This is a genomic window from Pseudomonas neuropathica (genome assembly GCF_051174785.1).
GTDB lineage: Bacteria > Pseudomonadota > Gammaproteobacteria > Pseudomonadales > Pseudomonadaceae > Aquipseudomonas > Aquipseudomonas neuropathica_A.
In genome coordinates this window covers 1,403,692-1,416,918 of the sequence record NZ_CP195111.1, presented here as the reverse complement: position 1 = coordinate 1,416,918, position 13,227 = coordinate 1,403,692, and the positions used below count along the sequence as shown (strand labels likewise).

Here is a 13,227-nt window from a genome sequence, read left to right as displayed (position 1 = left end):
CACACCCCAGCCCCATTGGCGATCCAGCCTGCCGACTAATTATTTCAAGACGTCATCCGTTCTCATTGGTGAATGGTTCCGGGTGCACATCCCCGGCCAGACAGCATTCCGATGCCTTGCGCGGTCGGCACAGACCGCGCCCTGCATGCCCTTCGAGGGGTGTGACGCAGTAACCCGATTCCATTAGCAAGCCGAATTCAGGCAGGAAACCTCATGACCGACGCGTTCGAACTCCCCAGCACCCTGGTCCAAGCCCTCCAGCGCCGCGCGGCCCTGACGCCGGATCGACTGGCTTTGCGTTTTCTCGCTGAAACCGAGGAGCAGGGTGTGGTGCTCAGTTACCGCGAACTGGATGAGCGTGCGCGCACGATAGCGGCGGCGTTGCAGGCCCAAGCGGAATTCGGCGATCGCGCGGTGCTGCTGTTTCCCAGTGGCCCGGATTACGTTGCCGCGTTCTTTGGTTGCCTGTACGCGGGCGTGATTGCAGTGCCGGCCTATCCGCCGGAATCGGCGCGCCGTCATCACCAGGAGCGCCTGCTGTCGATCATCGCCGATGCCGAGCCGCGCCTGCTGCTGACCAGTGCCGACCTGGGCGACGCCTTGCAACAGATCGAAGGTGCGCCGCCGCTGTTGTGCGTCGACACGCTCGACAGCGCTCAAGCCGAAAACTGGGTCGAACCGAGCCTGCCGCAAGATCACATCGCTTTCCTGCAATACACCTCCGGCTCCACCGCGCTGCCCAAGGGTGTGCAGGTCAGTCACGGCAATCTGGTCGCGAACGAACTGTTGATCCGTCACGGTTTCGGCATCGATGTAAACCCGGACGATGTGATCGTCAGCTGGCTACCGCTGTATCACGACATGGGCCTGATCGGCGGTCTGCTGCAGCCGATATTCAGTGGCGTGCCGTGCATTCTGATGTCGCCGGCGTACTTCCTCGGTCGACCTCTGCGCTGGCTGGAAGCGATCAGCCAATACGGCGGCACTATCAGCGGCGGGCCAGACTTCGCCTATCGTTTGTGCAGCGAGCGGGTCAGTGAGTCAGCGCTGGAGCGTCTCGATCTGAGCCGTTGGCGCGTGGCGTATTCCGGTTCCGAGCCGATCCGTCTCGACACCCTTGAGCGCTTCGCCGAGAAGTTCACCGCATGCGGTTTCAGCGCAGACAATTTCATGGCCTCCTACGGTCTGGCCGAGGCGACGCTGTTCGTTGCTGGCACTCCGCGTGGCACCGGCATTCCGGCATTGCGCGTGGATGATCAGGCGCTGGCACAAAACCGCGCCGAACCGGGCGAGGGCAGCCCGATCATGAGTTGCGGCATCAGCCAACCCGAGCATGCGGTGCTGATCGTCGAACCCAATTCACTGGAAGAACTCGCCGATAACGTTGTCGGAGAAGTCTGGGCCACCGGCCCGAGCATCGCCCTCGGTTACTGGCGCAACTCTGAGGCCAGCGCCAAGACCTTCGTCCAGCACGCCGGCCGCACCTGGTTGCGCACCGGTGATTTGGGCTTCACGCGCGACGGTGAACTGTTCATCACCGGTCGCCTGAAAGACATGCTCATCGTGCGCGGTCACAACCTCTATCCGCAGGACATCGAGAAGACCGTCGAGAACGAAGTGGAAGTGGTGCGCAAGGGCCGCGTTGCTGCATTCGCGGTCAGTCAGGGCGGCGAAGAGGGCATCGGCATCGCCGCGGAAATCAGCCGCAGCGTGCAGAAAATCCTGCCGCCGGAAGCGCTGATCAAAGCCATTCGTCAAGCGGTGGCCGAGGCTTGTCAGGAAGCGCCGAGCGTGGTGGTGTTGCTCAACCCGGGCGCGCTGCCGAAAACCTCCAGCGGAAAGTTGCAGCGCTCGGCGTGCCGCAATCGTCTGGCCGATGGCAGCCTCGACAGCTACGCGGTGTTCCCGTCGACAACGTCCGAAAGCCTGGAAGCAACCACCAGTGTTTCGGAACTCGAAGCCTTGATCGGCAAGATCTGGGCCGAGCAACTCAACGTCAAACAGGTCAACGCCGACGATCATTTCTTCCTGCTCGGCGGCAACTCGATCGCCGCTACGCAAGTCATCGCCCGCGTTCGCGAAGAACTCGCTCTCGAGCTGAATCTGCGCCTGCTGTTCGAAGCCCCGACGCTGTCCGCGTTCGCCGCTGCCGTTGCGCAACAGCAGCAGGACGGCGGCAGCGCCCAAGGTGAAATCACCGCATTGTCGCGCTCCGAGCCGATGCCGCAGTCGCTGGCACAAAATCGTCTGTGGATCACCTGGCAACTCGACCCGCACAGCAGCGCCTACAACATTCCCGGCGCTCTGCGTTTGCGCGGCGAACTCGATGAAGACGCCTTGCGCACCAGCTTCCAGCGACTGATCGAGCGCCACCAATCCCTGCGCACGCGTTTCTTCGAACGTGATGGCGTGGCCCTGCAGCAAGTCGATCCTGCCGCCGAATTCAATCTGCAACTGATCGACATCAGCGACTTGCCGGCGCCTGAGCGCGAAGCCCGCGCCCAGCAAATCCGCGAAGACGAAGCGCGCACCCGGTTCGACCTGGAAAAAGGCCCGCTGCTGTGGGTGACGCTGGTGCGCCTCGATGACGAAGATCACCAACTGCTGGTGACGATGCACCACATCATTGCCGACGGCTGGTCGCTGAACGTATTGATCGACGAATTCTCACGCCTGTACGCCGCCGCTTCGCAAGGCGCGACGGCCAGCCTTGCACCACTGCCAACCCAGTACGCCGACTACGGCAGCTGGCAGCGCCAATGGCTGGCGCAAGGCGAGGGCGAGCGACAACTGGCCTACTGGAAAACGCAGTTGGGCGACGAGCATCCAGTGCTGGAATTGGCCACCGATCATCCGCGTTCGGCTCAAAAAATTCACAGCGCAGCACGCCACACTGTGCGTCTGGGCGCTAGCCTCAGCGATGCGATCCGCCACACGGCGCAGGCTCACCAATCGACGCCGTTCATGCTGTTGCTTTCGGCATTGCAGAGCCTGCTGCATCGCTACAGCGGTCAGCGCGATATCCGCATCGGCGTACCGAACGCCAACCGTCCACGCCTGGAAACCCAAGGCCTGATCGGCTTCTTCATCAACACCCAAGTACTGCGTGCAGAGATCGATTCGCGCCTGTCGTTTATTGAACTGCTGGCCCAGACCCGCCAAGCCGCACTCGGTGCCCAGGCGCATCAGGATCTGCCGTTCGAACAACTCCTCGAAGCCTTCCCGCAAGCCCGTGAACAAGGTTTGTTCCAGGTCATGTTCAACCACCAGCAACGCGATCTGAGTGCGCTCAAGCGCTTGCCGGGTCTGCTTGCCGAAGAACTGCCGTGGCACAGCCGCGAAGCCAAGTTCGACCTGCAACTGCACAGCGAAGAAGACCGCAACGGGCGCCTGACGCTGTCGTTCGACTACGCCAGCGAACTGTTCGACGCCACGACCATCGAGCGTCTGGCCGAGCATTTCAGCAACCTGTTGCGCGACGTCTGCGAACGTCCGGAGCAAGCCATCGGCGATCTGCAATTGCTCACCGGCGGCGAACACGATCAGCAAAAAAACTGGGGCGTCGCACCGTGCACCCCGGCGCAACAATGGCTGCCGGAACTGCTCAACGAACAGGCGCGCCTGACCCCTGAGCGCACCGCGCTGGTATGGGACGGCGGCAGCCTCGATTTCGCCGGATTGAACAGCCAATCCAATCGTCTCGCGCACTACCTGCGCGACAAAGGCGTTGGCCCGGATGTCTGCGTGGCCATCGCCGCCGAGCGTTCGCCCCAACTGCTGATTGGCCTGTTGGCGATCATCAAGGCCGGCGGCGCCTATGTACCGCTGGACCCGGATTACCCGGCGGATCGTCTGGCTTATATGCTCAGTGACAGCGGCGTCGAATTGCTCCTGACCCAGACTGAATTGCTCGAGCGTTTGCCGGCCAGCGATGGCGTCAGCGTGATCGCCATGGACGCGTTGCACCTGGAAAACTGGCCGAGCCAGGCACCGGGTCTGCACCTGCACGGCGACAACCTCGCCTATGTGATTTACACCTCGGGTTCCACCGGCCAGCCGAAAGGCGTCGGCAATACTCATGGGGCACTGGCCGAACGTCTGCAATGGATGCAGAACGCTTACGCGCTCAATGAAACCGACGTGCTGATGCAAAAGGCACCGATCAGTTTCGACGTGTCGGTGTGGGAATGCTTCTGGCCGCTGATCACTGGCGCGCGTCTGCTGATTGCCGGCCCCGGCGAACACCGCGATCCGCAGCGCATCGCGCAACTGGTTCAAGAACATGGTGTGACCACGCTGCACTTTGTGCCGCCGCTGCTCTCGCTGTTCATTGATGAACCGCTGAGCGCCGAATGCACCAGCCTGCGCCGAGTATTCTCCGGCGGTGAAGCCCTGCCTGCCGAATTGCGCAATCGCGTGTTGGCGCAACTACCGGCGGTGCAATTGCACAACCGTTACGGCCCGACTGAAACCGCGATCAACGTTACCCACTGGCATTGCACCACCGCCGATGGCGAGCGCTCGCCGATTGGCCGTCCGCTGGGCAATGTGATTTGCCGTGTGCTCGATGCCGATCTCAATCCAGTGCCGGCCGGTGTGCCGGGTGAACTGTGCATCAGCGGCATCGGTCTGGCTCGCGGCTACCTCGGCCGTCCATCGTTGACCGCAGAGCGTTTTGTCGTCGATCCGCTGGGCGAGCAGGGCGCCCGTCTGTACCGCACTGGCGACCGTGCGCGCTGGACCTCCGATGGCGTGATCGAATACCTCGGCCGTCTCGATCAGCAGGTCAAGCTGCGTGGCTTCCGTGTCGAACCGGAAGAAATCGAAGCGCGTCTGCTCGCCCAGGACGGCGTCGCCCAAGCCGTGGTGCTGGTGCGCGAAACCGCTGCCGGCGCGCAGCTGATCGGTTACTTCACCGCGACCGATGCGAGCGAAGTTGCAGACGAACAAATCACCCGTCTGAAAGCCGCGCTGGCCGCCGAGCTGCCGGAATACATGGTCCCGGCGCAACTGATGCGTCTGGATGCAATGCCGCTAAGCCCAAGCGGCAAACTCGACCGCCGCGCCTTGCCGGAACCGCAATGGCAAGTGCGCGAGCACGTCGAACCGGTGACCGAGCTGGAACAGCAAATCGCAGCGATCTGGCGCGAAGTCCTCGGTCTGGCGCAAGTTGGCCTGCGCGACGACTTCTTCGCCCTCGGCGGTCACTCGCTGCTGGCCACGCAAATCATCTCGCGCAGCCGTCAAGCCTGCGACGTCGAACTGCCGTTGCGCGCCTTGTTCGAACACAGCGAACTCGGCGATTTCGCCGAGCAGATCCGCCTGATCCAGGCCAGCGGCCGGACCAACAAACAGCCGCCAATCGACAAGGTTGATCGCAGCAAACCGGTGCCGTTGTCCTACTCGCAACAGCGCATGTGGTTCCTCTGGCAGATGGAGCCGGACAGCCCGGCGTACAACGTCGGCGGCATGGCGCGCTTGCGTGGTGTGTTGCATGTCGAGCGTTTCGAGGCCGCACTGCAAGCGCTGATCCTGCGCCACGAAACCCTGCGCACCACGTTCCCGAGCGTTGATGGTGTTGCCCGTCAACAGGTACACGCCGAGACGGGCGTGCGCATGGGCTGGAAGGATTTCTCCAGACTCGCCGCCGATGTGCGCGAGCAAAAGGTTCAGCAACTGGCCGATGAAGAAGCGCATCTGCCGTTCGACCTGGAAACAGGCCCGCTGCTGCGCGCCTGCCTGGTGAAGACCGCCGAGCAGGAGCATTACTTTGTCCTGACTCTGCATCACATCGTCACCGAAGGCTGGGCGATGGACATCTTCGCCCGCGAACTCAGCGCGCTATACGAAGCGTTTGTCGATGACCGCGATTCGCCGCTGGAGGCGCTGCCGGTGCAGTACCTCGACTACAGCGTCTGGCAGCGCAACTGGCTGGAGTCCGGCGAGCGTCAGCGTCAGCTCGACTACTGGACTGCACAACTGGGCCGTGAGCATCCGCTGCTGGAATTGCCCGGCGACCGTCCGCGTCCGCCGGTGCAAAGTCATCAGGGCGAACTGTTCCGTTTCGATCTGAGCGACGATCTTGCCGCGCGGGTTCGTGCGTTCAACGCGCAAAACGGTCTGACCTTGTTCATGACGATGACCGCCGCACTCGCCACACTGCTTTACCGCTACAGCGGCCAGACCGACCTGCGCATCGGCGCGCCAGTGGCCAATCGCATTCGCCCGGAAAGCGAAGGGCTGATCGGGGCGTTCCTCAATACGCAAGTGCTGCGTTGCCAGCTCGACGGCATGATGTCGGTCGGCGAACTGTTCGAGCAGGTGCGCCACACCGTGATCGAAGGCCAGTCCCATCAGGACCTGCCATTCGATCATCTGGTTGAAGCGTTGCAGCCGCCGCGCAGCGCCGCGTACAACCCGTTGTTCCAGGTGATGTGCAACGTGCAGCGCTGGGAATTCCAGCAGAGCCGCATGCTCGCCGGCATGACCGTCGAGTACTTGGCCAACGATGCGCGGGCGACCAAGTTCGACCTCAACCTGGAAGTCACCGACCTCGACCATCGCCTCGGTTGCTGCCTGACTTACAGCACCGATTTGTTCGACGAACCGACCATCGCGCGCATGGCCAAACATTGGCGCAATCTGCTCGAGGCGTTGATCGCTGATCCGCAAAAGCGTCTAAGTGAACTGCCGCTGTTGGATGCGCCGGAGCAACAGCACTTGCTCGACAACCTCGGCATCGAGCCGGGTGAGCATCGTCTCGACCAGTGCATTCATCACCTGTTCGCCGAGCAGGCGCTGGCACGCAAAGACGCGCCGGCACTGACCTTCGCCGGGCAGACCCTGAGCTACGCCGAACTCGATGCCCGCGCCAATCGTCTGGCCTGGGCCTTGCGAGAGCGTGGTGTCGGCCCGCAAGTGCGCGTTGGTCTGGCGCTGGAGCGTTCGCTGGAAATGGTCATCGGCCTGCTGGCGATTCTCAAGGCTGGCGGCGCGTACGTGCCGCTCGACCCGGAATACCCGCTCGACCGTCTGCACTACATGATCGAAGACAGCCGCATTGGTCTGCTGCTCAGCGATCGCGCGATGTTCACAGCCCTCGGCGATCTGCCGCCGAGCGTGGCGCGCTGGTGCCTCGAAGAAGACAGCGCAGCACTCGCTGATTATCCAGCTACCGAGCTGCCATTTATCAGCCTGCCGCAGCATCAGGCCTACCTGATTTACACCTCGGGCTCGACCGGCAAGCCGAAAGGCGTAGTGGTTTCCCACGGCGAAATCGCCATGCACTGCCAGGCGGTGATCGAGCGTTTCGGCATGCGCCCGGACGACTGCGAACTGCACTTCTATTCGATCAACTTCGATGCCGCGACTGAGCGTCTGCTGGTGCCGTTGCTCAGCGGCGCGCAAGTGGTGTTGCGTGCGCAAGGTCAGTGGGACGCGGAAGAAATCTGCGGCTTGATCCGTACTCATCAGATCAACGTGCTCGGTTTTACCCCGAGCTACGGCAGCCAGTTGGCGCAGTTCCTGTCCACGCAAAACGAAATCCTCCCGGTGCGGATGATCATCACCGGTGGCGAAGCGTTGACCGGTGAACACCTGCAACGGATTCGCGCGGCGTTCAAACCGGCGACGTTCTTCAACGCCTATGGCCCGACCGAAACCGTGGTCATGCCACTGGCCAGTCTGGCGCCGGAGGTGCTGGAAGAGGGCGCTGGCAGTGTGCCGATCGGCAGCGTGATCGGTGCGCGCGTGGCGTACATTCTCGACGCCGATCTGGCGCTGGTGCCGCAAGGCGCGACCGGTGAATTGTTCGTCGGTGGCGCCGGTCTGGCCCAGGCTTATCACGATCGCCCGGGCATTACCGCCGAACGTTTTGTCGCTGACCCGTTTGCCACTGACGGCGGGCGCATGTATCGCACCGGCGACCTGGTGCGCCAGCGCACCGATGGTTTGGTGGAATACCTGGGCCGGATCGACCATCAGGTGAAGATCCGTGGTTTCCGTATCGAACTGGGCGAAATCGAAACCCGTCTGCTCGATCACGATTCGATCCGCGAAGCCGTGGTGCTCGCCCTCGATGCGCCAAGCGGCAAACAACTGGTCGGCTATCTGGTGACTGAAGTCGCCGAGCAAAGCGAAGCCAGACAGGCTGAACTGCGCGACGCGCTCAAGGCGCACCTCAAGGCACAATTGCCGGATTACATGGTGCCGACCCACCTGATACTGCTGGCGAGCATGCCGCTGACTGCCAACGGCAAACTCGACCGCCGCGCTTTGCCGGCGCCAGATCCGGAACTCAATCGTCAGGACTACATTGCGCCGAGCAACGAGCTCGAGCAGACCCTGGCGCAGATCTGGTGCGAAGTGCTCAACGTCGAACAGGTCGGCCTCAACGACAACTTCTTTGAACTGGGCGGCGACTCGATTCTGTCGATTCAAGTGGTCAGTCGCGCACGGCAGCAAGGCATTCATTTCAGCCCGCGTGATCTGTTCCAGCATCAAACTGTGCAGACTTTGGCCGCTGTGGCCAGCCGCACTGAACAGGTCACGGCCGAGCAGGGTCTGGTGGCCGGTGAATCGCGCCTGACGCCGATTCAGCACTGGTTCTTCGACACTGAAATCCCTGAGCGTCAGCACTGGAACCAGGCGCTGTTGCTGGAACCCACCGCGACTCTCGATGCGCATCGTCTGGAGCAGGCGTTGTTGGCGGTGATCGAGCAGCACGATGCCCTGCGTCTGCGCTTTACCGAGGCCAACGGCGAGTGGCAAGCCACGCACCAAGCGGTGTCCGATACCGCCGTGCTGTGGCAAGTGCGCGTGACCTCGATGAACCAGTGCGAAGTGCTGTTCGCCGACGCCCAACGCAGCCTCGATCTTGCGCAAGGCCCGTTAATGCGTGCCGTGCTGGTCGATGGCCCGCAAGGTCAACAACGCCTGTTTATCGCGATCCATCACTTGGTGGTCGACGGCGTGTCGTGGCGTGTCTTGCTCGATGATGTGCAAACGGTCTATCGCCAACTCGACGCCGACCAAGCGGTGAAACTGCCGGCGAAAACCAGCGCCTTCAAGGATTGGGCGGCGCGCTTGCAGGCCTACGCCGGCAGCGAATCGCTGCGCGAGGAACTCAACTGGTGGCAGACGCAACTGGCCGGTCAGAACGCCGATTTGCCGTGCGAAAACCCGCAGGGTGGCCAGCAGAATTGCCATGCGCAAACCGTCAGCGTGCGCCTCGATGCCGAGCGCACCAAACAACTGCTGCAACAGGCGCCAGCCGCATACCGCACGCAAGTCAACGACTTGCTGCTGACCGCACTGGCGCGCGTGCTGTGCCGCTGGAGCGGTCAGCCGTCGGCACTGATTCAACTGGAGGGTCACGGCCGCGAAACCCTGTTCGACGAGATCGACCTGACCCGCACCGTCGGCTGGTTCACCAGTGCTTACCCGCTGCGCCTGACCCCGCACAACATCGAAGAGGCTGCCGGGCAGGGCGCTTCGATCAAGGCAATCAAAGAGCAGCTGCGCGCCGTGCCGCACAAAGGTCTGGGTTATGGCGTGCTGCGTTATCTCGCCGATGACCTCAGCCAGCGCAGCATGGCCGCGCTGCCGCATGCGCCGGTCACGTTCAACTACCTCGGTCAGTTCGACCAGAGCTTCGGCAGCGATGCGCTGTTCCGTCCGCTGGATGAAGCGGTCGGTGCCGCCCACGATCCGCAGGCGCCATTGCCGAACGAACTGAGCATCGACAGTCAGGTCTACGGCGGTGAATTGCTATTGCGCTGGACTTTCAGCGGCGAGCGTTATGAGGCGCAAACCATCAACGATCTGGCCGATGCCTACCTCGGCGAGCTGCAAAGCCTGATCGCCCATTGCCTGCAAGACGAGGCCGGTGGCCTGACGCCGTCGGACTTCCCGTTGGCCAGGCTGACTCAGGCGCAACTGGATGCCTTGCCGGTGCCGGCCGCGCACATTGAAGACGTCTATCCGCTGACGCCGATGCAGGAAGGCATGTTGCTGCACACTTTGCTCGAACCGGGCACCGGTCTGTACTACATGCAGGATCGCTACCGCATCAACAGCGAACTCGACCCTGAGCGTTTCGCCCAGGCTTGGCAAGCAGTGGTCGCCCGTCACGAAGCACTGCGCGCGTCGTTCTGCTGGAACGTCGGCGAAGACATGCTGCAAGTGATCCACACCCCGGGTCGCACGCCGATCGAGTATCTGGACTGGAGCGCCATCGCCGAAACCGAGCAGGAGCCGCAGCTGCAAGCGCTGCTGAAAAACGAGCGCGAGGCCGGGTTCGATCTGCTCAATCAGGCGCCGTTCCACCTGCGTCTGATCAAGGTCGGCGCAGCGCGTTACTGGTTCATGATGAGCAACCACCACATCCTTATCGATGCCTGGTGCCGCTCGTTGCTGATGAACGACTTCTTCGAGATTTACACCGCGCTGGGTGAGGGTCGTGAAGCGCAACTCGCCGTGCCACCGCGTTATCGCGATTACATTGGCTGGCTGCAACGTCAGAGCCTGGCCGAAGCGCGGCAGTGGTGGCAGCAGAACCTGCAAGGATTCGAGCGCACTACACCGATCCCGAGCGATCGTCCGTTCCTGCGTGAACACGCCGGTGAAAGCGGCGGCATGGTCGTCGGCGACCGCTACACCCGCCTCAATGTCGAGGACGGTGCACGTCTGCGGGAACTGGCGCAGGCGCATCAACTGACCATCAACACCTTCGCTCAAGCAGCGTGGGCCTTGGTGCTGCGGCGTATGAGCGGCGATCGTGACGTGCTCTTCGGTGTCACCGTGGCCGGGCGCCCGGTGGAAATGCCGGAAATGCAGCGCACCGTCGGCCTGTTCATCAACAGCATCGCGTTGCGGGTGAAAATGCCCGAGGATGATCAGCGCAGCAGCGTGCGTCAGTGGCTCAGCGCTTTGCTCGACAGCAACATGCAACTGCGCGAGTACGAATACCTGCCGCTGGTGAACATCCAGGAACAAAGCGAACTGCCGAAAGGCCAGCCGCTGTTCGACAGCCTGTTCGTCTTCGAAAACGCCCCGGTTGAAGTCTCGGTACTTGATCGAGCGCAGAGCTTGAATGCGACCTCGGACTCTGGCCGGACCCACACCAACTTCCCGCTGACGGCGGTGTGCTACCCCGGCGATGATCTCGGTCTGCACCTGTCGTATGACCAGCGTTACTTCGACGAATCGACCATCGAGCGCATGCTCGGCGAGTTCAAGCGTCTGCTGTTGGCGCTGGTCGATGGCTTCCATGGCGAGATGGCCGATCTGCCGCTGCTGGGCGCCGAGGAACAGGACTTCCTGCTGCACGGCTGCAACCAGAGCGCCCACGACTATCCGATGGAGCAGAGCTACGTTGCGCTGTTCGAAGCGCAGGTTGCCGCGCATCCGCAGCGTATTGCAGCCACGTGTCTTGATCAGCAGCAGAGTTATGAAGAACTGAATCACAACGCCAACCGTCTCGGCCATGCACTGGTCGCGGCCGGGGTGCAGATGGATCAACCGGTGGCATTGCTCGCAGAACGAAATATCGATCTGCTCGGCATGATCATCGGCAGCTTCAAGGCTGGCGCGGGTTATCTGCCGCTGGATCCGGGTCTGCCGAGCCAGCGTCTGCAACGCATTATCGAATTGAGCCGCACGCCGGTGCTGGTCTGCTCTAAAGCATGCTTTGAACAGGCACAGACGTTGCTGGATGAATTCAGCTGCGCCAATCGCCCGCGCTTGCTGGTGTGGGAAGAGATTCAAGCGGCGGTAACCTCGGCGCAGAACCTCGACATTTACAGCGGCCCGGACAACCTCGCCTACGTGATCTACACCTCGGGTTCGACCGGCCTGCCGAAAGGCGTAATGGTCGAGCAGCGCGGTATGCTCAACAATCAGTTGAGCAAGGTGCCGTATCTGCAACTGAGCGACGCCGACGTGATCGCCCAGACCGCGTCGCAAAGCTTCGACATTTCGGTCTGGCAGTTCCTCGCCGCGCCGTTGTTCGGCGCGCGGGTGGACATCGTGCCGAACACCATCGCCCACGATCCGCAAGGGTTGCTGGTGCATGTGCAGGCGCAGGGCATCACCGTGCTGGAGAGTGTGCCTTCGTTGATTCAGGGCATGCTCGCTTCGGATCGCCTGAGTCTGGATGGCCTGCGCTGGATGTTGCCGACTGGTGAAGCGATGCCGCCGGAGCTGGCGCACCAATGGCTGCTGCGTTACCCGGACATCGGGCTGGTCAATGCTTATGGCCCGGCGGAATGCTCGGATGACGTGGCGTTCTTCCGTGTCGACCTGGCGTCGACGCGCGGCAGTTATTTGCCGATCGGCACGCCAACCGACAACAACTTGTTGTACTTGGTCGATGGTGCGCTGGAACTGGTGCCGTTGGGCGCGGTGGGTGAGTTGTGCGTGGCGGGGACGGGCGTTGGCCGCGGTTATGTCAGCGATCCGCTGCGCACCGCGCCGGTGTTTGTGCCGAACCCGTTCGGCGCGCCGGGCGAGCGTCTGTATCGCACCGGGGATCTGGCGCGGCGTCGCAGTGACGGCGTGCTGGAGTACGTGGGCCGGGTCGATCATCAGGTGAAGATTCGCGGTTACCGCATCGAACTGGGTGAAATTGAAGCGCGTCTGCATGAACAACCGGAAGTGCGTGATGGCGCGGTCGGTGTGCAGGAAGGCGTCAATGGCAAGCACTTGGTCGGCTATCTGGTTGCGGCCGATTCGGCACTTAATCCGAGCGAACGTCTGGAGCGGATCAAGCAGCGCCTGCGCGCCGAACTGCCGGAATACATGGTGCCGCTGCACTGGTTGTGGCTCGATCAGCTGCCGCTGAATGCCAACGGAAAACTCGATCGTAAAGCCTTGCCGGCGCTGGAGATCGGTCAGTTGCAGAGTCAGGATTATCTGGCGCCGCGCAATGATCTTGAGCAGACCCTCGCCGACATTTGGGCGGAAGTGTTAAAGGTCGAGCAGGTCGGTGTACGCGACAACTTCTTCGAGCTCGGCGGGCATTCATTGCTGGCCACGCAGATCGCCTCGCGCGTGCAGAAAACCCTGCAACGTGATGTGCCACTGCGGGCCATGTTCGAATGCAGCACGGTGGAGGAATTGGCCGAGTACATCGATGGACTGGCGGCGAGTGATATCACTGAGGAGAAAGCCGATCGGTTGAATGATCTGATGGCGGAGCTGGAGGGGCTTTGATTCTCTAGCGACTGT

General features: G+C 62.3%; 1 protein-coding gene. It reads left to right on the top strand.

Annotated features, from left to right (window positions below; genetic code table 11):
• The first annotated feature begins 213 nt into the window (after positions 1-213).
• Positions 214-13,212: a non-ribosomal peptide synthetase gene (locus tag ACRRSD_RS06360; RefSeq protein WP_435037540.1), complete on the top strand. Its 12,999-nt coding sequence runs from the start codon at positions 214-216 to the stop codon at positions 13,210-13,212.
• The last annotated feature ends 15 nt before the right edge of the window (positions 13,213-13,227 follow it).

What these genes read in the sequence shown, in the direction of transcription:
- ACRRSD_RS06360 (WP_435037540.1), top strand. Translation starts at nt 214, where the DNA reads ATGACCGACGCGTTCGAACTCCCCAGCACCCTGGTCCAAGCCCTCCAG.